Source organism: Pseudoalteromonas sp. SR43-3 (genome assembly GCF_014163875.1).
Taxonomy (GTDB): domain Bacteria; phylum Pseudomonadota; class Gammaproteobacteria; order Enterobacterales; family Alteromonadaceae; genus Pseudoalteromonas; species Pseudoalteromonas distincta.
This window is the reverse complement of the sequence record NZ_JACJEC010000017.1, coordinates 58,602-82,138: the sequence shown is the minus strand read 5'-3', so window position 1 is coordinate 82,138 and position 23,537 is coordinate 58,602. Positions and strand designations below refer to the sequence as shown.

The following is a 23,537-nucleotide window of genomic DNA, read 5'->3' as shown; positions in this document are numbered from 1 at the left end:
TGCTTGGTGACAATAGCGTTTTGGACCCACCTGATTCCATGCCGAACTCAGTAGTGAAACGAAACAGCGCCGATGATAGTGTAGCATTTGCTATGTGAAAGTAGGACATTACCAGGCTTCAAATTGTAGAAAGCCCGAATCTAACGATTCGGGCTTTTTTACGTCTGCAGAAAAGTAAAATGTGCGCAATTAACACACACTCATATCGCGACACAAAGATAGTGTAGCATTTGCTATGTGACTTTCTACCGCTGTGGACACTACGACATCATCAGGCTTCAAATTGTAAAAAGTAAAATGTGGTGAATTACTCACATATCGCATTATAATTTAGCTAATTTACATCCTACCAAGCACTTATGTTAAGCACTCAATCTTGGTGAACGAGATAAATTAAGAATCAGTTTGATCCCCTACTTAGTTGAAAAGTATCTATATAAATATAGTTAAGCTCTATCTCAATAATACTGAATGGGATTGAGGTAAAAACAGTGTTACCTAGGTACTTAATACTCTTATAGAGCACATATATTGTGCCAACATGTAATTCATTGACTATAATCATTAATCCTAGGTCGCGGTAAAGAGCGCTACTTAAAATAATTAAATAATTGATTATCCGAACTGGTGAATTATTTCCTTGTTAGCATAATTAATCTTCATTGTACTTTGCATAATTCAACAAAGGATTTAATTTTCTCTGATGCGATATAAAATATCTTGGTGCTTACTTTTTACCACTATGCTTACTCATTTTTCTGCTTTTTCTAATGAGTTTGAATTTTCTGGTTATGCTCGAGTTATTGGTGGCTACTTAGACGAAAAAAATGTCGAATATAAGGGATATGAAGACAGTCTTAAAATTTTCTCCATCTAGTTTAATTGGATTCCAAGGCGAGTATCAGTTTGATGATAAGTGGTCTGCAACAGCTCAATTTTTGTTAAGAAGCAATAACACAACAGCTTCCGATAACTCAGGGTTAGAGTGGTTATATTTAACATATAGACCGACAGATAATATTCAAATAAAACTCGGAAAGTTACGCACACCTTTTTTTACCATGAGTGACTTTTCGGATGTTGGTTTTGCGTACCCATGGATCAATCCACCTCAATAAGTTTATGATACTTATTTATTTAAAACGTTTAATGGCATAGATGCTGTTTATAAATTTGGTGCAGAAAATTTTGATGTGAGCTTTGAAGGTTACTATGGTGAAGAGTCGGGTGATATAGGTATTGGCGCCTTAAGAACGGGCTTTGAAGTTGATAACCTTTTAGGATTTATTGGTAAAATTAATACTGAAAACTTAGAGTTTAGAGTTTCCCGTTATAATGGGAATATCAAGCTTGATATTGATGAGATAAGACAGCTAGAAAATGTACTTGATAGCCTTAACTTTACAAAAAGCGCTAGTTCGGTAAAAACAAAAGGTAGAGCACATGCAGACCAATTTGGCGTAATTTACGACAATTTAGATTATTTTTTTAGAGGTGAATGGGTCCGCATTAAAACTGATTTAGGGATAGTGCCTATAATTCAAAGCTATTATTTAACTGCCGGTGTTAATCATGCTCCTTTTACTTACCACTTAACATTTGCAGATAGCGACGTAGAAACTCGTTCTGCTGAAAATGAAATTCCGTTAGGTATTAATAGCGACTTAGATCAACTTGCATATGGGTACAATCGTATTTTTGATGAATCTACGCCTGACTCAATTAAGAGTTGGACGGTTGGTGTACGCTGGGATGTGTTGCCAAACCTTGCCTTAAAAGCTGAGTTTTCAACCCTAGAAGGCGACGATGTAAAAGACTCGTTTTTTGTTACTCCTGATGACTCTGATTTTGATAAAAAAACTAATCTTTATCCTATTGGTTTGGATTGGGTGTTTTAATGATATTTTTTAAACCTATTAATAACATTAAAAAAATAATGATGCTCTTTGTAGTCGCTAGTAGCCTATTTGGTTTTAGCATTTCAGTTTATGCAGAAAATACAAACCTTTCGAACGTCATTATTGTAGTAAATACCACAGATAAAAACTTATCTTTTAGTAAGCAACAAATTCGCCATATTTATATGGGCGGAGCTATGAGCAGACAATTTAAAGCAGTTAACTTATTTGTCGGCAATCCGCTTAGAATAAATTTTAACACTAGGATGGTAGGTCTTACTGAATCTAGAATACAAGCTTATTGGGCCCAAATGCGATTCACGGGGCGCAGTAAGCCCCCTGTTGAATTTGAGTCTACAGAAGAGGTTATAGAGTACTTACTAACCGTTGAAGACTCAGTAGCTTACCTTCCAGCAGGAATTACTATACCTAAAGAGCTCACCATAATTGCACTAAATTAAAAGTAAGCCGTTTGCTTAGTAAAAAATCAATTGCACTGAGTTATTTTGAAGTTATTGTTAGTTCTTTAAATAATATTTTCGCTCGTTCAATTGTGTGTGGTAGTTGTGCAATGCACACTGGTTTTGCAAAGTAATAGCCCTGCATTTCATCACTACCATTTGATACTAGGTAGTTAGCTTGATCGGTTGTTTCAATCCCTTCGTTACATATTTTTAAACCAAGGCGTTGGCCTAAATCGAGTATTGCTTGTAATACTGCAGTGTCTTTTGCCGAGCTTGCATATTGATTTACAAACATTCGATCTATTTTTAATGTATCAATTTCAATTTTAGTAAGGTAACTCAATGAAGAGTAACCTGTGCCAAAGTCATCTAATGCAATTGAGCCTCCCATAACTTTAACTTGATTAAAAAATTGATTCGCGTTTTCAAAATTTTCTAAATAGCTTGATTCTGTTATTTCAAACTGAACATTTGAAATATCGACGCTATGTTCAAGTAGTTTACTTTTTACAGTATGAATGAAGTTATGATCTTTTAAGTCATGGCTTGAAAGATTCATTGAGACGAGTACATTATTCCCCATAAGTTGTTTTAGCATTTGCACATCTTTAAATACTTGTGTGATCACCCATTGGGTAATCGCTTTTATTTTACCTGCTTGTTCCGCTATAGGTATAAACTCACCAGGAGAAACAAAGCCTAGCTCTTTGCTTTGCCATCTTATTAAGGCTTCTAAGCCTTGAGCTTCGCCTGTATTCGACATTTTAAGCTGATAAAATAACTCAAATTCATTTTGCGCTATTGCGTGAGATATTAAGTTAGCGACTTGCGCTTTTCGTTTGTTATCTTCAAGCATTTATGGTGGAATATTGTATATGCGCCTTTGCCTTTTTCTTTTGATGTGTACATTGCAATATCGGCATTACTGATAAATGTATTTATATCAAATTCAGCTTCTTTGGCACTTGCAATACCAATACTAATACCCGCTGGTACGTCCCACTCATTTATAGTGAATGGCTCTTTCATACCCTCAATGATACTTTCGGCAATATCTATAACAATAGATTGCTCAGTGATATTAGGTAGCATAATTAAAAACTCATCACCGCCTAAGCGTGCAATTATGTCGTTACTACGCAGATAACTTTTCACTTTTTTAGCCACAGCTTGTAAAAGCATATCTCCGGTTTCATGGCCTAGGGTGTCGTTAACGCCCTTAAAGCTATCAACATCAAAGAACATAATCGCAACGTCTTGGTCGTTACTTTTACTACTAGCCAGCTCGAGTTTGAGTAGGTCCATAAAAAACATGCGATTAGGTAAACCTGTTAATATATCGTAGTTGGCGAGGCGCTCCATTGAATGCGTTTGTACTAAAAGTTGTGCGGTGTGTTTATGATTGATTTGAACTTGGGAGTCAATTGTTTGTAGTAATGCATTAATGTCGTTACCAAGTTGAGATACTTCATCATGACCAGTGACTTGGTATTGAAGCTTATAATTTGTTGATTTTTCAACTTTCTGTGTGAACTTCGAGAGCGCTAAAAGTGGGCTTAATAAACGCTGATATATCCAAAATGAAATAATAATGGTGAGTGCAATAATTAAAACAACAAATGGAGCTGCACTATAAAAAAGGCTAATTTTACTTTCATTCAGTGGCTTTTTAAAGTCTTGCACAATGAGCAAATATCCAATAGGAAACTGCTCCTCCCCAATTGCCTTTAAGGCCACTAGTCCTTCATTGATTATTGTAACCGCATAAGGTAAATTTTTTGGTTGAATACTTATAAGTTCAGGCTTAAAGCTCTCAAGCTCTAAATAGTTAGGGTGGACATACGATTGGATTAATTGCCAGTCAGCGTCAAATACATTAACAAACTTAATGTGTTCATATCGATCAAAACCGAGCTATTCGGTGGTTATAGAGAACAAATCAACTTGCTCAGACATAACACGTAATAAGCTATCGGAAATATTTGAAGACATTGCATCTAAGTTTTGTTTAACAGATTGGCGATATAAATCTTCGTGTTCATTAATTGCGAGGAAAAAAACTAAATTTGCGCTAAATATAATTAAAACCGTTGTTATTATAATAAATTTATATCGAATACTATGAAGCATCAAATCTAACCCTTAACCATCATTTAATTATGTTTTAGTTATTATTGTGTAATCAGGCAATCCATAATTACAAAAAAGTTACTTACTACGCCCTTTGTAGCACTAAAAGCTTAACATTGAGAATGCTTTTAAATTCATATACTAAATATAGCTGTTTATTTAATTTTGTACTGACTTACTTTGTTGCAATTTCATTCTTGGTTTAATAAGTGACCTGTGTAAAACTACCTAAGTTAATTTAGTAAATCAGGTGACATGAATGTCGAATATTAAAGCTTGGAAACTTATAAGCCTGTTTTGTTTGTTCGCAGTGCTTATGGGTTGTCAATCTAAAGAAGAGCAGCTGCAACAAACAATTCAAGAGTCTATTAAAAAAGCAGATACAGAGCTGTCACAGCTTGGTACTGCGCTTGATAATGGGAATGTGCGCAATGCTGTATTACTTAAAGGATATGGCGAGCTCCTTAAAAAACAACAACCAGAGCTTACAAAAGTTGTTGATGTAATTACCCTTGATGCAACGCGCCAAGGTGCACTTTATAGTGGTTTAACACAGCGACTTAAAGATATTAAAGGAACTTACTTAATTCCTCCTTACGAAGATACGTTGCATAGCATTGATTTGTTGCGTGATGCGTCTAAACCTACGCTATTTTCTGATGCGTTAACCGATCCTATTAATATGCTAGCTGATATGTCCAAAGGCACTTTAGCGCGTGTAGGCGCAATTAGTAAGCAAGCTGAAGGTGAGGGTGTTGGTAACCAAATGGTAGGTAACCCTAACTATGGTAACTGGCAAACAAATAGTAATGGTATTAGCTTTTGGCAATGGTACGGCATGTACCGTATTTTAGGCGATGTATTTGATCGTGTTGAATATGGAAGTTGGAGCAAACGCCGAAAGTATAGTTATTACAATGACTATGGCCGTTCGCGTTATTCAAGCCCTAAACAAATTAAAACCCAAAGCGCGCTAGAAACACGCACGCGCCAAACATACCAACGCCAAGGTAAGCAGTTTACAAGCCCTTATGCGAGTAAAAAAACAGGTGCATCCGGTTTAAGCCGTAGTAGTTATACGCCACCAAAAAGCCGCAGTAGTTATTCTCGTTCTAGCAGTTATAGCAATAGCTCAGGATCGGTGCGTGATAGCGGTAGCAGAACCTCTCGTGGCGTGAGCCGTGGTAAGTAAAAGAATAAAGTTGGAGTTAGAATAATATGTATGAATTAAATGGAATAACTATGTGGTCGCTACAAGCATTGGCGATTGATTTTGCAATTATTGTTTTATTATTTGTAAGCCTTAAATATATAAAAGGTTGGGTTTCAAACTTACACGCAAATGATGAAATAACAGAGCGTGATAACTTTGCTTTTGGTATTAGCTTTGCCGCTGGTTTAGTGGCACTGGCGATTGTATTAACAGGTGTAAGTAGTGGTGCTTTTGCTGCAACATTGCAACAAGAAGCACTGCAAATGTTAGCTTACGGCGCATTAGCAATTGTACTTATTAAGTTGGGTCACTTTTTTCAAGATAAAGTAGCGCTTCGTAAAGTAAGCCTGCACGACGAAATAGTTAAAGGTAACGTTACAGCTTCAATAATTGATTTTGGTCATGTTGTTAGCGTTGCAATAGTTATTCGCTCAGCACTTTTATGGGTGGCTACTGATGGCTGGCATGGTCTTCCAATTGTAATTGCTGCCTTTATTATAGGTAGTGTTGTATTACTACTTGTTAGCCAGTACCGAGTGCAGTTATTTAAGCGTACAAACAAAAGTGGCGACTGCCTACAACAAGCAATTGTTGATGGTAACTTAGCTGTGGGTATTCGTTACGCTGGATTTTTAATAGGTAGTGCATTAGCTATTACAGCTGCAACGGGTGTTGCGCCATACGCTGCTGATAACATTAATGCGAGTTTACTATACTGGGCTATTAGCGCTGTTGTGAGCCTTGTCGCATTTATTATTTTGCACTTAGTGACAATTAAAATAATTTTATCTGGTTGCGATATTTCCGATGAAGTTAATCGTCAAAAAAATGTAGGTGTAGCAGCTATTTCTGCAGCAGTATCATTTGCTGTAGGTATCACTATGGCAACCTTACTAGGCGCATAATCAGTGTCATCAACCAACACTCCCCCAAGTAAGTCTCGCTTACTTGGGCACGATATATTACTAATTACTGTTATGGCCGTGCTTGCTGGGTGCGGCCTTATTTATGAATACTTACTGTCTCATTATGCGGGCCGTGTACTTGGCTCAGTAGAAAGCGCTATTTACGCCATGATCGGTACTATGATTGTAGCAATGGGCTTAGGCGCTTTTTTAGCGCGTTGGTTTAAAGATGCATTTACCGCTTTTGCTTGGCTAGAAAGCATTATTGCTTTGGTTGGCATGGGCTGCATTTTAGCGATAGCGGGTGTAATAGCTGTAAGTTATTCTCTTCCTCATTTATTTTCGAGCATTTTTAATTTACCCCCAGATGTTGTACTTAATGGTTACGTATTTCAAAAGCTACAAGAGTGGTCACGTTTTCTACCTTATGTTTTTGGTTTAATACTGGGTTTATTTATTGGTATGGAAATACCGCTTATAGCGCGCATTCGTCAGCACGTTTATGGCCGTTTTTTAGAAAACAACGCAGGGACTATTTATGGTGCCGATTATATCGGTGCTGGTATTGGTGCAGCCATTTGGGTAAGTATCATGCTCTCAATGCCTATAATGCAAGCTGCGGCGTGGACGGCGTTATTTAATATCATCGCAGGACTCGCTTTTTTATGGCGTTACCATGCCCATGTACGCTTTGCTAAGGCACTTTTAGTTTGCCATATAGTACTGCTGGCATTGTTTGGCTTTATTTTAGTATTTGGCAGTAGCTGGATGAACAATCTAAGTAATGTTTTATACAAAGATAAAGTAATTTATTCGCAAGCAACCAAATACCAGCACGTAGTTTTAACCGAAAGGTTAAGCAAAAACCAACCTCAGCCAATCACCGATTTATATTTAAATGGGCGTTTGCAGTTCTCAAGTATTGATGAACAAATATATCATTCAATGCTGGTTTACCCTGCAATGCTTGCCTCTAACAGACACGACCGTGTATTAATAATTGGTGGTGGTGACGGGCTTGCACTTAGAGATGTTTTAAAATGGCCTGTAAGCGAAGTAACGCTAATAGATTTAGACGCGCAGCTTCTCAATTTATTTGGCCATAAAGACGGTGACTTTACGCCCCCAGAGCACATCAATAAGCGATTACTACAGCTAAACAATAAATCGATGCAAGACTCGCGAGCCAACATAATTGTGGGTGATGCATTTTTAGAAGTTGAAAAGCTGCTTGATCAATCTAAGCAGTTCGACACTATCTTAATTGATTTACCGGACCCAAATCACCCTGATCTAAATAAAATGTACAGTGACTACTTTTATAATCATGTACGTCAGTTATTAGCACCCGATGGCGCAATGGCGGTTCAATCAACTTCACCTTACCACGCTAAAAAAGCGTTTTTAAGCATTGCTAAAACAGTTAAAGCCGCAGGGTTTGGCTATGTTGAGCAGTATCAGCAAAACATACCTTCGTTTGGGCAGTGGGGCTGGACTATAGCCACTAAAATGGGTCAGTCGGCCAGTGGCCGTATTAATGATGCGACGGCTATGCCTGTGCCATCAAGGTGGATTAGTAAAGAATATTTATTGGCAAGCTTTGTATTTCCTAACCACTACTTTGAACAAGTTAAAAGTATTGAGGTCAATAGGTTAGGATCTGGTCAGTTGTATGATTACTACCGAACTGCATGGCAAATAGAAAGCGAATTGTATAAAAACTAACAAAACATGGTTGACATAATATGTCGGCCGTGAGAATCTTAACTCAGACATAATATGTCAAACGACAAAAGGCAGAGACATGGAATTAAATGAACTTTCAATAAAATTAGCTTCTTTTGAAACTGAAGGCGCTAACTTTGAGTCTTTCTTGATTGCCAACCCTGGCGAGCAAGATGTTTTACAAGTCATTGTTGATGGAAATGATGAACTTCCAATTTTTGTTACACAAACGCAAGAGCAGTTGTTATGTATTAGCTACTTGTTTGACGAAGATGAAGTTAAGAGTGAATTACGCAACGAGTTAAACGAAACATTACTACGTTTAAACGTGCCAATTCCACTGAGTGCATTTGCTAAAATCGATAACAAATACGCGATTTTTGGTGCACTGTCGGTAAATTCATCATTAGATGACGTTACCCACGAACTAGTGACATTAGCCGATAACGCTATCGATGCACTAGAAGCCGTGACCTTGTATTTAAACGATTAATAGCCAGTTAGTGGAGTTAAGATTATGAGTATTTTAAAAAAATTATTTACAGCAGTACGTGGCGGCGCTCGTGAAGCAGGCGAAGCAATTGTAGACAAAAATGGCATCCGTATTTTTGAGCAAGAAATTGCAGACGCGCAAAATGCACTTCACCGCGCTAAAAAAAGCCTTACAGAAGTAATGGCTAAAGAAATGCAAACTAAGCGTAAAATTAGCGCTGTAGATGCATCAATCGCGGAACACGAAGCGTATGCAGGCCAAGCTCTTGAAAAGGGCAACGAAGCGTTAGCATTAGAAATTGCAGAAAAAATTGGTGACTTTGAAGCTGAAAAAGCCGAAAACGAGCAAGTATTATCTGGCTTTAGTAACCATATTGTTGCGCTTAAGCAGCAAGTTAAAGATGCTGAAAAATCGATTAAAGAGAATCAGCGCCAGCTTACAATGGTTAAAACCACTGAAAGCGTACAGCAAGCAACAATGGCTGTTAACAGCACGCTTAATACAAACAGCTCGTCTATGACATCGGCTCGTCAATCGCTTGAACGTATTAAACAGCGTCAACAAGATCGTAGCGACCAGCTAGGTGCTGCAAAGCAACTTGAGTCAGACGTAAATGGCGATGACTTAAAAGCAAAAATGGCTGAAGCAGGCATTGGCGACACAAGTCCAAAAAGTGCTGATATTTTAGCTCGCATCAAAGCGAAGCAAAATAGCTAACCATTACGTTTATACTTTAAAAAGGTAACCGAGTTTTGCTCAGTTACCTTTTTTGCTTAGAAGGCAGCCTTCCTATGTTTAATTTTTTCAAATCTAAAAAAGAGCCAGAGCGTCAGCTTAATCATCCGAGCGAGCTTAAAAAAGGCGACATGTTTAGCGTTATCGACTCATTTGCTTATCCGGCATGGTTAAAAGGTGAAACGCTACGTGTTACTGATATTCAGACTTACCAATATCAGCACAGCAGCGATACTGAATTTGTACTTGAGACAAATAGCGGCCAAGTTGTATTTTTACAAATTGAGCAAGATGACGGCGAAGAGTGGGCTAACTTTTCTATTAAAATTCAGCGAAACGAAGTTGAAGAGATATTTGGCCTTGATGAGTTTGCGCGTATTTTTGATGAAGAGTCGTTAACCCACATTACAGTGCAAAATACACCAGAGCGCTTTATGCAGTTTTTAGCTAAAAGCTATCAACAAAGCGAGTCGCCTTATGTGTGTTATTTCCATAATAAAGATTACCGCAACCAAACTTTGCCTCGTTATGAGCAAGAAGGTGGTGAGCCATGTGAAATGATTTGTTTAGCATCAGATAATGAAGGCTTTGGTTTAAATATCGAAATTTGGGATGGCGGCGAAACCGAAGTATCGCTAACGCTCATGCGTCCAATGTCTGATATTGTAGACTTGTTTCCCGGAGATGCTAAGTGAGTGATGCTAAAGACAAGTGGTTACGTCAGGAACAAGCTGTACGTGCCACACAAATGGCATTTGATCTAAGCAGTGAAGTTCAAAAGCTGATAAAAAAGCAAGCTATTGACCAAGAGTTAACGCCGTCAGATATGATCCGTAAAATACTTGGCTTAGATGTAAAGTCTAAAAAAACGCGTCAACGTTTATCGTTTAATTTAAATGATGATGAGATTGCGCAACTAGCCAGTCGCTTTGATGTCCCAAGTGATGATAAGCGAGCCGTAAAACAACAAGTAGCTGACTTACTAATTGCTCACACTAAAAAAACTAAGTAGTTGCACTAGATTATTATGAATATTACTCTAATTGCTTATCTACTTATTTTTGCGTTGTTTGGTACTGCGGCGAGTTATTTTGTACGCTTTATTTATGCATATTGGGTGCTTAAAACAATGCCCATGAAGTACATTATAAAAGCGGGTATTTGCGTAGTGCTGGTTGTTGTAATTTCAGCGTTAATTCCGTATTTAGGTTAACGCTGAAATTAGCTTATACGCGACCGTTTTTATTTTATATCAAACGACTGGCATTGGTGATTAATACACAGCGATTGCACTTCAAGTACTGGTGAACAATCGGTTAAGCCTTGTGCTTTATTTTGTATTTTTTCTTGTTTTGTTATTTGTTGAGCAAGCTGTTCTGCTTCTTCTTGAGATGTGTTCAGCGTTGAATAAACAGCATACTTACTCGGTCCGCCGCATGCGCGGGCGCCCACTTCAAGTACTTTGCACTGAAAGCTTGCAGTGCAGCTGTTATTACTCACCATGTTATTCAGATCATAGTTTAAGTCAGATAAGTTTTTACTTTGCTCATTTGACGTCACAGTACTAGCACAACCACTTAGTAGTAAAATGCTGCTAGCAATGCTTAAAATTGATAGTTTAATTGCCGATGGTAAACAACTCATAACGTTATCCTTAAAATGCACTTACCGCTGAACCTTCAAGTTTAACACATTTATTTTCAACACACTGCGTGCTTGGCGTTGTTAAATGCTGACAAATGCTCATCATCCCTTTTTGTGAATTATAACTACTTTCAAGCTTAGTAATTTTGTCGCTAAGGGCTGCTACTTGTTTTTCAGACGCTGATTTTGTTGAATACACAACAAAGCTACTTGGCCCGCCACACGCGCGACTGCCTACTGCACTTATTCTGCATTGAGTGCTGGTATCACATTGCTTATCTGTAATTAGCGTATTTAATTCGGCTTTAGCTGTTTTTATATCGTCTATTGAAACGTTTTTTAAATCAGCTTTTGGTATTTTTTCAGCAACTACGTTCTTTTTAGTATTTTCTTGTAATTGAGTGTTTTCTTTTAGCTTTTGTAGCTCTTGCTTTGGTGCTTCAGCTTCTGAGGTTATTGTTACTTGCTGCGTTTCAGTTGGCGTTTTATCTAAGCATGCAGTTAAACAAAGTGGTAAAAGTATGGCTAACAATGGGGTACGCATAACAAACCTTGATAGTGATGAAATATTCATCACTATCATACACGGTGCATTTTTTACGGCAATAAAAACTATATTATCAAGTAATTAAAGCCGTGAAAAATATCGTTTATTAAAGTCCCCCCTGCGTTAGTTTGGTGGGATTAAGTAGCTTTTCGAGTTCACTGCGTGGTAAATCGGTTTCTTGTTCGGCTACATCAATAATAGGGCGGGCTTCCTTATAAGCCTGCTTTGCTATTTTTGCTGCTTTTTCATAACCGATCACCGGATTGAGCGCAGTCACTAAAATTGGATTTTTAGCGAGTGCTTTATCTATATTAGGCTTATTTACTTTAAAGCTGGCAATGGCTTTATCGCCCAATGCTTGTGCGCTATTGGCAAGTAATTCTATGCTTTGCAAAATATTATACGCAATGACTGGCAGCATAACGTTTAGCTCAAAATTACCCGCTTGGCCTGCTACTGTAATGGTCGCGTCGTTACCGATTACTTGTGCGCTTACCATGGCTGCGGCTTCTGGTATTACCGGATTTACCTTGCCAGGCATAATAGACGAGCCCGGTTGAAGTGCTTCTAGCTCTATTTCGCCTAAGCCCGCAAGTGGCCCTGAGTTCATCCAGCGTAGGTCGTTCGCTATTTTCATTTGTGCTACAGCGAGTACTTTTAATTGCCCCGAAAGCGCTACTATGGCGTCTTGTGAGCCGATGTTATAAAAAAAGTTACTACTAGGCGTAAATCTAATGCCTACATTGGCACTCAGGTTTTCTGCAAATTTGGCTGCAAACTTAGGGTCTGCATTTATTCCTGTTCCAACAGCTGTACCGCCTTGTGCCAGTTCGCATACACGCTCTAAGCTATGTCTAATTCCTGCTGCGGCATGGTTAACTTGTGACTGCCATGCACTTAGTGTTTGATCAAATGTAACAGGCATTGCATCCATTAAATGCGTACGGCCCGTTTTAACTATATGGCCCACTTCAGCTTTTTTCTTTTCTAGGCTTTGCGATAAGTTTTCAAGCGAAGGAAGTAATTCATACACTACGTTTATTGCGCTACTGAGTGCGATAGCAGTAGGGACTACATCGTTAGAACTTTGCCCCATGTTTACATCATCATTAGGGTGAATGCTTTCACTGCCTAATCGGCTAGCAAGCGTTGCAATAACTTCGTTGGCATTCATATTTGAGCTTGTGCCCGAACCTGTTTGAAAAATATCAACAGGGAAATGCTCAACATGCTCGCCATCAATAATACTTTGGCAAGCTTGCTCAATAGCATTTGCTTTGTCTTTGCTTAAATGCCCAAGCTCGCAGTTACTTTGCGCAGCGGCTTGTTTTATATAAGCCAGTGCAGTGATAAATTGCTTCGGCATTGATAAGCCACTAATGGCAAAGTTATTAACTGCTCGTTGTGTTTGCGCCTGATAGAGCGCATCAGTAGGTACTTGTAGCTCGCCCATGCTGTCTGATTCTGTTCTAAAGTTGCTCATAAGTGTGCTCCTTAAAAAGGGTTGAATTCGTGACTAAGAATACGAGCTTCACGCTCAAGTATTAAAAATTGTGCAGTATTGTTATGCACCTTATAAAACCGTTTTAATGCTAATAATGGTTTGTATAGCTGCTCTAAACATTGTTTACGAATAGCATTATGTATAAGAGGGTCGCACATTTTGTTCATAATTTCATGGTGTGTGCGCCTAAGATAAAACTCTTGAAGCAAGGGATTATGTTGTTGCTCAAATTTTTTGGCGACGTTAAGGGCGGTTTCTATGTAATCGGCAACGAGCATGGGGGCATGCAGGCCAGGTCTTAAGCAATGACAAGAGAGTTCTTGATGGTAGCGATGCTGGGCATAATTTGAAGACACAAAAAAACCGACTCAAGTTAACGATAATAGTTATCATTACATTTAATCGGTTTCAGTGTAAACAGTTATTATAAAAATTATTTGCGTTACTAATTTGAGTATTAATTGTAGCCAAGAATAAATATCTGATCTGTTTCATGTTTGGTCATCGCCTGTTGATTATGTTTAGGGTGCGAAAGTAAATCGATTACTGTAGCTCTCATATCAACGGCGTAACTATGATCGTCGGTGGTTTTTTCGGTTATAGCAATGGCCGCGTCTACAGCGGTATAAGGGGGTATATGCATAATTTTATCCTTTGAAATTTAATATAAGTTAAACCCTTTAGTGGGTTAACAATATAAAAGCATATTACGTACCAACCATAATGAGCCAGCTCAACCATATGATAGTTATAGTATTTAAAAATTACCTTTTTTTCATCACGACAAAATAAGCTAAATTTGCTTTACTGTTGTGCATTAATCTACAATTTTGGTGCACAGTAATGACAAAGCCATTTTCACAAGCCTGTGAAAACAATAAAACCCCTATTTTAGAGCAATTAAAGGATGTATTAAAAAATACTAAAACAGTCCTCGAAGTCGGATCAGGAACCGGCCAACATAGTGTGTTTTTTGCAGAGCAATTACCGCATTTACAATGGCATACAAGTGATCGCGCTATAAACCACGAAGGGATTAATTTATGGCACCGCGAAGCTAATTTAACTAATTTACATGCACCACTTGAGCTTGATTTAAATAATGAATGGCCTGTAGATAAGGTTGACGCTATTTATACTGCAAACACATTTCATATTGTAAGTTGGCAATTAGTTGAACGTTTTTTTGACAGTGTTAAACGTCACTTAAATAGCGACGGTATGTTGTGTATTTATGGGCCATTCAAATACCAAGGTGAATTTACCAGCCCAAGTAATGATGACTTTAGTGCCTTTTTAACAGAGCGCGATCCGTTAAGTGGAATAAGAGATTTTGAAGCAGTTGAACAACTAGCTAAGCAAGCAGGGCTTACGCTTATTAGCGATACTGCCATGCCTGCAAATAATCAGTTACTCGTTTTTAAACGGCAGTAATGAGCTACATTGCTCTTTATATATATCAATATGGCCGCGTTCACGCTTTAAGTAGTCGCTTATTGCATTACTGAAATCGCCATCAACAATATGGTGAGCAGAGTAGGTAAGTACGGGTTCAAATCCGCGTGCTATTTTGTGCTCACCTTGTGCTCCCGAATGAAAGCAGCTGAGTTTATGCTTTATTGCAAACTCAATACCTTGGTAATAGCACAGCTCAAAGTGAAGCGAATCTACTTCCTCACTTGCTCCCCAGTAGCGCCCATAAAGTGTATTCTCACCTACTAAACTAAGTGTTGCAGCAATCACGTTGTCGTCTTTTTTGGCCAGCATAATAACGAGGTTATTAGCCATTAATGCATGTAAAAGCGTAAAAAACTCCATATTTAAATAGCCCAAATGACCAGATCGCTTTAAGTAGGTACGCTGATAAAACTCACAAAACAATTGCATTATCTCGGGCGTAATTTGCGTTCCTTGCAGCCATTCAATATCAATATTTTGTTGCGCTATTTTAGCTCGCTCTTTTTTAAGTGACTTACGTTTTCGTGAGTTAAGTATTTGCAAAAAATCGTCAAAGGTTTCAAAACCTTTATTAAACCACTGAAATTGCACACCCACTCTTAGCATGGCATGTTGCTCAGTTAATGATGTTGCTTGGGCTTGGTCGCAAAAATTAACATGCCACCCCGACCACCTTTGCTCAGCACTGTGTATATTCAGTTGCTCTGTAATGTACTGATACACCGCATTTGGGTTAGCGTGCTCGATAGCAATACGCTTGCCTTCAATAGGGCTAAAGGGAATGCCAGATAGCCACTTGGGATAATATTCTAAACCGTGTTTTTCGTATGCCTCAGCCCATGCCCAGTCAAATACGTACTCGCCGTATGAATGACTTTTTAAATACCCAGGTGCAAGCGCAATGAGCGTATCATCTTCAAAAATAGCGAGGTGATGGGGCTGCCAACCGCTTTTTTGTGTTACGCATTGGCTTTGCTCAAGGGCATATAAAAAAGCATGTTGAGTAAATGGTTCATCACCAAATAAACGTTGCCACTGCGCCTGATCAATCTCATTAATACTGCTAAACCATTGGTGCGAAAACGTTCCCATGACTACTTACCTTGTAGTTGTTCTAAGCTGTTCTACGTTTTTAATAAACGTACTAATTTGCTTTTTAAGCTCGGTAAAATGAGGATTATAAGTTAAGCGTTGTAAAGCCGGATAGTGTTTTAAGTTGGCGCTTGTACGCTCTCCTAGTTGTGGATTTTTTGTTGTTTTACATGTTTTGTACAGGGACTCGTCGTTAATAAAGCTGCCACAATTACGATAGGTTGCGTTAATCCCATAATGTGGATTTTGCGGTGAGTTAACAATAGCAATATGCGACATACCATGAACTTTTTTACACTGAGGCGATGTGCATTGCGGGTTATTTACTGTGTAGTCACTAGCAAAGTCTGGCGGTAAAATATCAGTGCTTCCATAAAGTACTAAAGTATCGAGCGGCTTATATTTTACTGAATTATCTTTGTGTAACGCACTTAATAATTTTAGCGTGGCACGCGTATCTATCGTGGTATCAATATCGCTAAGTACACTAAAAATAGGTAATTTAAGTGCAGAGCGTTTGTTTAAGCTACTTACGCTTGCAAGTGACATAGCATCGTACGACGCGGCAGCTGCATTTAAAGGAAATGATTCATACTTAGCAAAGTCTACATCGGCGTCTTTATCTATCCAATTAACAAAGGGTATGTCATCAATCCACTTTGCTATCCAGCCGTACTTATTATGTGGCTCGGAGCCTGGCGAATAAAGCATAAGCGCTTTAATTTTGGGTGAAACAGTGTGCTTGGTTGCGTAATCAATAAGTAACGCTGCACCGGTAGAGTAACCTGCGAGTATCACCTCATCAAAGTCTTGCACCGAGCGTTTAATACCGTATTTTATTGCCTGTTGCCATTGGCTAACCTCTACATTGAGTAATGCACTTGCGGCGCTTCCATGTCCTGGTAATAAAATAGTACGCACAGTATAGCCTTGTTGATAATACACTTGTGCTAAATCGTGATACGTAAAGGGTGAGTCAGTTAGCCCGTGAACTAATAGTGCAACTTTATTGCTGTTTGGATGCGTAAGCTCAAAAGGGGCAATAATATCTGCAATAGTAGGGTCAGGTTTTCGCGTACCTTGTGTTACTAATTGCTGGTACGTTTGTGTAATAACAGGGCATGGCATATCTGCACGTGGATTGGTTTTATTTATATGTTTATATGCAAAATCTAAGTAATCGTTAAATGGTAAAAGTGCGTGGTAATTAAAGCGCTGGTGGTTGTGCTCTTTTTCAAAGCGTAATAAGCCTTGTTGCTTACTTTTTGTTATAAATTTAAAGTCGCTCGCCTGCGAGATACAGTTTTGAGCGACAGCAATATGCGAAAAAACACTTAAAACAAAACCAAAAGCGACTCTTAAAACTATTCTTAAAATTAAACCACTATTGTTCATTAACTTCTGCATATTGGACAAGACACTCGGTTAGCTTAATGAGTTCAAGCGGTTTTGCAAGGTGCTGGTTAAATCCAACGGCTTGTGCATGTGCTTTATCCTCTGGCATAACGTCGGCAGTTAAAGCAATAATCGGGAGCTCTTGTTCAGTTTTAAACTGGCGGATCAGTGCCGTTGCTCTATAGCCATCCATTACAGGCATTTGGCAATCCATAAGCACTAGGTCAAAATGCTGCTTTTTAACTATATCAACGGCCAGTTCGCCATTTTCTACTATATACGGCACAATTCCTAACGAGCCAAGCATCGCTTTAATAACCATTTGATTTACTGGGTTATCCTCTGCGACCAAAATATCTAGCGAAGTAATATTAGTATTATCAAATGTAATAACATGTTCTTTTTTAGGTTCTGTTGTTTCTAATCGCATTGAAAATGTAAAAGTAGAGCCTTTATTTACTTCACTTTTAAGTGTTATATCAGCCCCCATTAATTGGCTTAACTCTTTCGCTATGGTTAAGCCAAGGCCTGTACCACCAAACTGCCTTGAGGTAGAACTATCCGCTTGGGTAAATGCGTTAAATAATTTTTTATGTTGGCTTGGTTTTATACCTATGCCGGTATCACTAACGGTTATAACTAGCTGTACTTTATTGGCGGCAGTAAACTCTGTTTCTATGTTTAAAGTAACGCTGCCTTGGCTTGTAAATTTAATCGCGTTGCTACATAAATTAAGTAATATTTGCTCAATTCGCATAGGATCACCAATAAACCAGGTATCAACAGGTAGCTTTGAATTAACTTGCCATTTAATACCTTTGTTAACGGCGCTTTGCTCAAACATGTTGTTTATACGTGTTATTAAAGCACCTAAGTCGAATGCAATAGATTCAATAACTAACTTTTGGGATTCTATTTTTGATATATCAAGAATGTCATTAATTAAGTTTAATAAGCTTTTAGATGCAGAGTTTATTTTATCTAAATAGCCAATGAGTGTATTTGCATTGTCTGTTTCTCTAGCAAGTGAAGAAAAACCAATAACGGCGTTTAATGGTGTTCGTATTTCGTGGCTCATATTCGCTAAAAATTGGCTTTTAGCCTGATTAGCTAAATCGGACTGCTTCTTTGCTTGTGCGAGTGAGTGAGTACGCTCTGCAACTTGACGTGTAAGTGCGATTTGTTGCTGATTAAACAGCAGTAAAACCATTAAAATTAAAGAACATACGGCAACTTGAAGTATGAGTAATAATAAAGTTAGTTGACTATTATGTTGTGTTAAAAAGCTTTCTTTAAGGGCTAGTTTTACAATCCATTTTTGCCCTGCAAAGTCCACATCAAACGACATTAAGCGGCTGCCTTTAGCTTGCTGAACATTTTGAGAGTAATTACTATAAAACGGCGGAGTGTTTGTATCTTCGTATATACCAATCGAAAACATATCAGACTGTTCTTTAGAAATTGCCTGCTCAATAATACTACGCACTAAAAATACACCAGTGGCATAGCCTTTAATTGTTTTTTCATCACTATGCTGGGAGTACACAGGGGCAAATAATAAATAGGCTGGTTTAGGTTGTTTGGTTTGCACTAACTGAATTATTTTAGTTCCTACTGGCATGTACTTTATAGCGGGGTTAAGCAGAGAGCTTTTTCGATCAGGGTTTGAAAATACATTAAAGCCAATAGCTTTTTGATTACCATTAAAAGGAGCTATGTATTTTACTATCACAAGGGGATCGCTACTTTCAAGAGGTTCGCCAACTACATCAATATCTAAATGATAAATGTTTGATATTTCTTGGGCAAAGACGTCGCGTTGATCTTGAGGTATTTTTGCGTTCCACGATAAGGCGTTAATAAATGCGTGCTGAGTTAGTAACTGGCTAGCATAAGAATAAAAATCTTGCTGGCTTAGCATGGGAGATGACTGTACCTGACTTGCTAGGCTCTGCACTGCAATAATACTACGATTTGTATATCTATAAAGGCTGTTTTCTATAACATGGACTTCACGTTCAGCAATTTTAATAGTGTTTATACGATTTTCTTGATCGTATAACTGCGTTGTTACCGCGACTGATAAAAATAAAATAGAGCATACTGCAATTGTCGGAAACGCCGATATATTATGCTGATTAGACTTTTGTGGTAATAAAGAAAGTAAAAGCGGAGTCGCAATTAATACTCCTAATGTATCACCAAGCCACCAGTAAGTAACATTCTTCCAATGATTATCAACACTGTAAACCGAGTTGAATTGGCTTAAGGCAAATATGCCAAAGTTAGCCGAAATTAAGCTGACCAATATTGCTATGACAAGGATAAAGTAAATTATATTTTTGCGCTTTTTAAAGCGCAGCGGGTGCCCAAGCCAATACTTTAAAAGAGCTGCGCCGACCATTGCCTGTATAACAACACCAAAGGCGATATACATAGCCTCGTTAAATGAGTTACCGACCAGGACTAACTCATGAGCTGAACTATCAAAAATATTTAGATTAAATGCAATTGCAGCTACAAATAGAGGCGGGATAAAGCGCCACCACCAAATATAACAGCCAACTAAAGCTATGCCGGCAGGTAACCAAATTGGAATTATTTGCGAGTTAAAAGCAAGTTTAGTGAGTGCTATGCCGACTAAAAAATATGCCAAGGCAAACATGATGTAAAAAATAATGGAATGATTTTTAGAGTTAAAATTTTTCACATAAGGTCCAAGCAATTATTATTGTCGTTTTGAAATATCAGTATAGCTAACAGTAAGTTATTTTGGTTATTTTTATAAAGGTAACTGTTTTTTGCTAAATGACTGCTTTAACACAACTGTTGATTCTATATTTGCGATACAACTTAAGCCACCTAGTTGATGTTTCACAAACGTTTCGTAGCTCTCAAGATCATGTGCAATGATTTTTAATAAATAATCATAGCTGCCTGATATTACACAACACTCTAATACATGTGATAACTTTTCTACATGTTGCTCAAATTGCTCTGCAGCACTTACCGAGTTTTGGCTTAATCGTACAAACGCATATACCAACACATTAAGGTTAAGTGCTTTAGGATTTATGGCGGCGTGGTAGCCGGTAATAATGTTTTCTTGCTCTAACTTTTTTATACGCCTTAAACAAGGCGTATCCGATAGGTTAATACTGCTGGCCAAATCTGAAACCGACATACGAGCTTGGCTTTGCAGTGCAATGAGTAATTGCTGATCTTTTTTATCTAACATAGTTGTCGGCTTTTATTAATTATTTTTATATTTGTAGTGATTATTGCTAAGTATTGCAGTTTTTACTAATTTTTTTGGCGTTTTACCCTCATTGAACTCTGTTAGCATTTAACTATAAAAATAATAGAGCACAACAATGAACACACATACCGCTATTTTCGATCACTGGATACGAACTGAGTTTGTCACTTTAAATAGTGAATTAGAGCAGCTTTATTGGCAGCAAACCGATAAAGCAAATGTAGAAGGGGTAGGCGAGGCCTTAAAGCAACAATTAGAAAAAGAAGGCAACGTATTAATTAGCAATTTATTAGCCGAGGGAAACACAGATCAAGGCTTTGATAGCGCTTTTGACTTACTCGGTAACGTAGGATTATTTATGGCAGCGTGTAGGCGCCATGAAATTACTGAGCCAAGCAGAGAAACCACTTCACCGCTAATAGAAGCCTCAGCGCTTGCTATGCATATAGGCGCATCTATTGGCGTAACCCCTCGTTTTGCTACCGCCCACTTAACTACTCATAACAAAGCACTTAACGGTATTTATAAACGATTTACCAATTTACCTGATGAAAAGCTGTTTCTTGATTATAACACTCAAGGCATTTTGGCCTACAAACGGGCAAGTGATGCATTATTAAAAATATTGCCGTTAGGTATTTCACATCCCTTGTGTGGTGAGTTATTAAAAGTAGCTAAACAAGCGCTTATAGATGTAATTGAGTCAAACAATGCACTTTATTCTGAGCTCGATACAGATCGCTTTTTTAACTGCGTTCGCCCTTATTATAAACCGTACCGTGTAGGTAAAGAGGTTTACAGAGGGGCAAATGCTGGTGACTTTGCAGGTATTAACGTGATTGATATGCTGTTAGGGCTGTGTAGTGCAAACGAGCCTAGTTACTCGCAAATGCTGGTGGATAAGTTTTTATATATGATGCCAGAGGATCAACAAATCCTACGAGAAGCCATGCGTATGCAAAGCTTTATGGATGACTTTTTACAAGCAGAGCAATATAAAAATACAGATTGGTTTAAAAGCCACGCAACGTTATTTATCCAAGTGTGTAAATTACATGGCGACACCGCAGTCGGTCATCATAATCAACTGGTTGAAAAGTTTATTGCTCAGCCTTCAAAAAATATGCAACAGCAGCATATGAGCAAGGTAACAGCAAGTGGTCCGCCGCTTAATGTGTTACTTGATTCGCTCGAAAAATTAAGAGATAGGCGAGCCAGTGCCAAACGCGACGATATAAAAACACGTTTTGACGATCTAAATACACTTAAAGAATGGGTTAAATAGCATGCTTAAAAATGATTTTTGTATGGCTGATGGCTGTTATTTACTAAACCACTCGGTAGGGCGTCCTCTTAAAAATACGCAGCAATATTTAGCACAGCACTACTTTTTACCGTGGGAGAGCTCAAATAAAGAACCTTGGCAACAATGGCTGCCCGCAGTTGAGCAATTTACTACCGCGCTTGGTAAGTTATTTAATGCGCCTAGTTCGCAGTTTTGTCCTCAGGTTAATTTATCAAGTGGCTTAACAAAATTGCTTATGTCGCATCCACGGCTACAGCAAAAAAATTGTAAAGTGCTTATGGCGCAAAGTGATTTTCCGAGTATGGGTTTTGCAATGCAAAAAGCGTTGCCAACGTGTGCTCAAATCATATTTATACCTGAGCATGAAAACCTAACTGATATGGGTGTTTGGCAGCGTTATATAACTTGTGATATCGATTTAGTTTTTATAAGTCATGTATATTCAAATACAGGTGTACAGGCGCCTGTGTACGATATTGTAGCTATAAGTAAATTAACCAATAGTTTATCAATAGTTGATGTTGCTCAGTCAGCGGGGGTTATACCGCTTGATTTAAGCGTGCTCGATGCGGACTTTATGATTGGATCGAGCGCTAAATGGTTATGTGGTGGCCCAGGTGCAGCTTATTTATGGGTTAACAAAAATCAAATAGAGTATTGTGAGCCTAAAGATGTGGGTTGGTTTTCGCATCAAAATCCATTTGAGTTCGATATTAACCACTTTGAATATAACGCCAGTGCGCTCAAGTTTTGGGGTGGCACCCCTTCTGTAGCGCCTTATATTATTGCCGCAAATAGTATTACCTACTTTGCAGAGCTAACAGCTCACAAGGTAAGGGTGCATAACTTAGCGATGCTTACGCTTATTCATGAGCAACTAAGCGAATATGTTGTATCACCTATGAGTGGTGATAAATGCAGCGGGACTGCTATTTTGTTTTTTAACAAGCAACAAGACCATGTACTTACAGAGCTTAATAAAGCGAAAGTTAGTGTAGATGCTCGCAAATTTGGAATACGAGTATCGCCACATATTTATAATACTCAAGGAGACGTTGCGCAATTTATTTCTATAGTAAAACGAGCGCTTAAGGGTTTTGGCTAAGCTGCTGCTTTCTTTGCTTTAATGACTCTATTTTTTGCTGCGTTTGACTAATTGATGCGTCGTAGGCTTGTTTTAATGAATTTGTTTTAGTTGCGATAGCATCAGCAATAGACGAAGCGCCTAAACGATTGGCCTTATCTTGGGTCATATAATCTATTTGTTGTTTTTTAGCTGCGTATTCTTTTTGGCTTTGTTCAATAGATAGCTCAAGGCGCTTTATTTCACGCTCTATTTGCTGAACTTCTAAGTAGTCATCAACAGAGGTATCGGTGATACCTTTACCGGGCGTAGAGCTTTTATATGCTTCAATTACATTTATATCTTTTAGAGTAATAACTTGTGCATCTTTAGCGCAAGGCGTTTGGCTAAAAGTAGGAACGCCCTTAATTACACACTTATACACTGTTGTACTTTGTGCCAAGGTAAAAAATGGTGCTGCCGCGCAAAATGATAGCAATATGAACCGGATCATAGCTAAACCTAAAAGTGGCTAAAGTTGTGTTAATAATGCCCTAAGTTATTACTAGGCACAATTTGTTTAGTTTTTATAAATTTTAGGCACAAAAAACCACAATCAAGTGGTTTAAATTACGTATGGTCCAGAGGGAGGGATAGACTTGCTTACATCCATGTAATCAATCGCTGCGCGACGCTTGCAGCGGCC

The 23,537-nt window shown here is 38.2% G+C and carries 27 protein-coding genes and 1 rRNA gene; 15 read left to right on the top strand and 13 right to left on the bottom strand.

Annotation, left to right across the window (positions count from 1 at the left end; genetic code table 11):
- Positions 1–2: 2 nt before the first annotated feature.
- From rrf to H5088_RS16205, 4 genes are all read left to right on the top strand, one after another.
- Positions 3–117 (top strand): 5S ribosomal RNA (gene rrf, locus H5088_RS16215).
- Between the two features lie 728 nt (positions 118–845).
- Complete coding sequence (locus H5088_RS20385; protein ID WP_259398131.1) at positions 846–1,118, top strand: hypothetical protein; 273 nt, start codon at positions 846–848, stop codon at positions 1,116–1,118.
- Between the two features lie 75 nt (positions 1,119–1,193).
- Positions 1,194–1,898, top strand: a complete 705-nt coding sequence (locus tag H5088_RS20380) for a hypothetical protein (RefSeq protein ID WP_259398130.1) — start codon at positions 1,194–1,196, stop codon at positions 1,896–1,898.
- A complete protein-coding gene (locus H5088_RS16205; RefSeq protein WP_182753696.1) occupies positions 1,898–2,359 on the top strand; it encodes a hypothetical protein in 462 nt (153 codons plus the stop codon). Before H5088_RS20380 ends, H5088_RS16205 begins: the two co-directional genes overlap by 1 nt.
- 40 nt (positions 2,360–2,399) lie before the next feature.
- Here the strand turns inward: H5088_RS16205 and H5088_RS20375 are convergent, their stop codons facing one another.
- The 3 genes from H5088_RS20375 to H5088_RS20365 form a co-directional block, all read right to left on the bottom strand.
- The gene (locus H5088_RS20375; protein WP_259398129.1) at positions 2,400–3,218 is read right to left on the bottom strand and encodes an EAL domain-containing protein; all 819 of its coding nucleotides are present in this window, start codon (positions 3,216–3,218) and stop codon (positions 2,400–2,402) included.
- Positions 3,176–4,099: a GGDEF domain-containing protein gene (locus tag H5088_RS20460; protein ID WP_310737275.1), complete on the bottom strand. Its 924-nt coding sequence runs from the start codon at positions 4,097–4,099 to the stop codon at positions 3,176–3,178. Before H5088_RS20460 ends, H5088_RS20375 begins: the two co-directional genes overlap by 43 nt.
- A gap of 177 nt (positions 4,100–4,276) precedes the next feature.
- Positions 4,277–4,492 (bottom strand): hypothetical protein, encoded by a 216-nt coding sequence (locus H5088_RS20365; protein ID WP_259398128.1) that lies wholly within the window; start codon positions 4,490–4,492, stop codon positions 4,277–4,279.
- A 259-nt stretch (positions 4,493–4,751) separates the two neighbouring features.
- On the opposite strand from H5088_RS20365, the gene H5088_RS16195 reads away from it, so the two are divergent.
- From H5088_RS16195 to H5088_RS16160, 8 genes are all read left to right on the top strand, one after another.
- Positions 4,752–5,684, top strand: a complete 933-nt coding sequence (locus H5088_RS16195) for a CHAD domain-containing protein (protein ID WP_182696304.1) — start codon at positions 4,752–4,754, stop codon at positions 5,682–5,684.
- 26 nt (positions 5,685–5,710) lie between these two features.
- Positions 5,711–6,610, top strand: coding sequence for a DUF350 domain-containing protein (locus tag H5088_RS16190; protein WP_182753694.1), 900 nt, complete (start codon positions 5,711–5,713; stop codon positions 6,608–6,610).
- Positions 6,611–6,613: 3 nt separating this feature from the next.
- A complete protein-coding gene (locus tag H5088_RS16185; protein ID WP_182712675.1) occupies positions 6,614–8,335 on the top strand; it encodes a polyamine aminopropyltransferase in 1,722 nt (573 codons plus the stop codon).
- Positions 8,336–8,414: 79 nt separating this feature from the next.
- Complete coding sequence (locus tag H5088_RS16180; protein WP_004335098.1) at positions 8,415–8,828, top strand: YjfI family protein; 414 nt, start codon at positions 8,415–8,417, stop codon at positions 8,826–8,828.
- A 24-nt stretch (positions 8,829–8,852) separates the two neighbouring features.
- Complete coding sequence (locus H5088_RS16175; RefSeq protein ID WP_004335088.1) at positions 8,853–9,545, top strand: PspA/IM30 family protein; 693 nt, start codon at positions 8,853–8,855, stop codon at positions 9,543–9,545.
- A 74-nt stretch (positions 9,546–9,619) separates the two neighbouring features.
- A complete protein-coding gene (locus H5088_RS16170) occupies positions 9,620–10,258 on the top strand; it encodes a DUF4178 domain-containing protein (protein WP_024597422.1) in 639 nt (212 codons plus the stop codon).
- Positions 10,255–10,575 (top strand): hypothetical protein, encoded by a 321-nt coding sequence (locus H5088_RS16165; RefSeq protein ID WP_024597423.1) that lies wholly within the window; start codon positions 10,255–10,257, stop codon positions 10,573–10,575. The genes H5088_RS16170 and H5088_RS16165 overlap by 4 nt, the downstream gene beginning before the upstream one ends.
- A gap of 15 nt (positions 10,576–10,590) precedes the next feature.
- Complete coding sequence (locus tag H5088_RS16160; RefSeq protein ID WP_024597424.1) at positions 10,591–10,776, top strand: hypothetical protein; 186 nt, start codon at positions 10,591–10,593, stop codon at positions 10,774–10,776.
- Positions 10,777–10,805: 29 nt separating this feature from the next.
- Here the strand turns inward: H5088_RS16160 and H5088_RS16155 are convergent, their stop codons facing one another.
- The 5 genes from H5088_RS16155 to H5088_RS16135 form a co-directional block, all read right to left on the bottom strand.
- Entirely contained in the window at positions 10,806–11,207 is a 402-nt protein-coding gene (locus H5088_RS16155) for a hypothetical protein (protein WP_024597425.1), read from the bottom strand.
- Between the two features lie 10 nt (positions 11,208–11,217).
- Positions 11,218–11,751 (bottom strand): hypothetical protein, encoded by a 534-nt coding sequence (locus H5088_RS16150; protein WP_182696302.1) that lies wholly within the window; start codon positions 11,749–11,751, stop codon positions 11,218–11,220.
- A gap of 109 nt (positions 11,752–11,860) precedes the next feature.
- Positions 11,861–13,237: an aspartate ammonia-lyase gene (locus H5088_RS16145; protein ID WP_154903812.1), complete on the bottom strand. Its 1,377-nt coding sequence runs from the start codon at positions 13,235–13,237 to the stop codon at positions 11,861–11,863.
- Between the two features lie 11 nt (positions 13,238–13,248).
- Positions 13,249–13,614 (bottom strand): hypothetical protein, encoded by a 366-nt coding sequence (locus H5088_RS16140; protein ID WP_223231703.1) that lies wholly within the window; start codon positions 13,612–13,614, stop codon positions 13,249–13,251.
- A 101-nt stretch (positions 13,615–13,715) separates the two neighbouring features.
- Positions 13,716–13,901, bottom strand: coding sequence for a hypothetical protein (locus tag H5088_RS16135; protein ID WP_010554833.1), 186 nt, complete (start codon positions 13,899–13,901; stop codon positions 13,716–13,718).
- Between the two features lie 200 nt (positions 13,902–14,101).
- Here H5088_RS16135 and H5088_RS16130 point away from each other — a divergent pair, with 200 nt between their 5' ends.
- On the top strand, positions 14,102–14,692 hold the full coding sequence (locus H5088_RS16130) for a DUF938 domain-containing protein (RefSeq protein ID WP_182749542.1): 591 nt from the start codon (positions 14,102–14,104) through the stop codon (positions 14,690–14,692).
- Here the strand turns inward: H5088_RS16130 and H5088_RS16125 are convergent.
- From H5088_RS16125 to H5088_RS16110, 4 genes are all read right to left on the bottom strand, one after another.
- Positions 14,669–15,808 carry a GNAT family N-acetyltransferase gene (locus H5088_RS16125; protein ID WP_138489881.1) on the bottom strand — a complete coding sequence of 380 codons (1,140 nt, stop codon included), beginning with the start codon at positions 15,806–15,808 and terminating at the stop codon, positions 14,669–14,671. The two genes, H5088_RS16130 and H5088_RS16125, sit on opposite strands and share 24 nt — an antisense overlap.
- A gap of 6 nt (positions 15,809–15,814) precedes the next feature.
- Positions 15,815–17,203, bottom strand: coding sequence for a carboxylesterase (locus H5088_RS16120; RefSeq protein ID WP_182753692.1), 1,389 nt, complete (start codon positions 17,201–17,203; stop codon positions 15,815–15,817).
- Positions 17,193–19,913: an ATP-binding protein gene (locus H5088_RS16115; RefSeq protein WP_182753690.1), complete on the bottom strand. Its 2,721-nt coding sequence runs from the start codon at positions 19,911–19,913 to the stop codon at positions 17,193–17,195. Before H5088_RS16115 ends, H5088_RS16120 begins: the two co-directional genes overlap by 11 nt.
- Before the next feature lie 72 nt (positions 19,914–19,985).
- The gene (locus H5088_RS16110) at positions 19,986–20,441 is read right to left on the bottom strand and encodes an Lrp/AsnC family transcriptional regulator (RefSeq protein ID WP_182753688.1); all 456 of its coding nucleotides are present in this window, start codon (positions 20,439–20,441) and stop codon (positions 19,986–19,988) included.
- 136 nt (positions 20,442–20,577) lie between these two features.
- Here H5088_RS16110 and H5088_RS16105 point away from each other — a divergent pair, with 136 nt between their 5' ends.
- Complete coding sequence (locus H5088_RS16105; RefSeq protein ID WP_182712681.1) at positions 20,578–21,747, top strand: monodechloroaminopyrrolnitrin synthase PrnB family protein; 1,170 nt, start codon at positions 20,578–20,580, stop codon at positions 21,745–21,747.
- Position 21,748: 1 nt separating this feature from the next.
- Positions 21,749–22,873 carry an aminotransferase class V-fold PLP-dependent enzyme gene (locus tag H5088_RS16100; RefSeq protein ID WP_182753686.1) on the top strand — a complete coding sequence of 375 codons (1,125 nt, stop codon included), beginning with the start codon at positions 21,749–21,751 and terminating at the stop codon, positions 22,871–22,873.
- Here the strand turns inward: H5088_RS16100 and H5088_RS16095 are convergent.
- Positions 22,857–23,345, bottom strand: a complete 489-nt coding sequence (locus H5088_RS16095) for an RNA-binding protein (protein WP_024597153.1) — start codon at positions 23,343–23,345, stop codon at positions 22,857–22,859. The genes H5088_RS16100 and H5088_RS16095 overlap by 17 nt on opposite strands.
- Between the last annotated feature and the right edge of the window lie 192 nt (positions 23,346–23,537).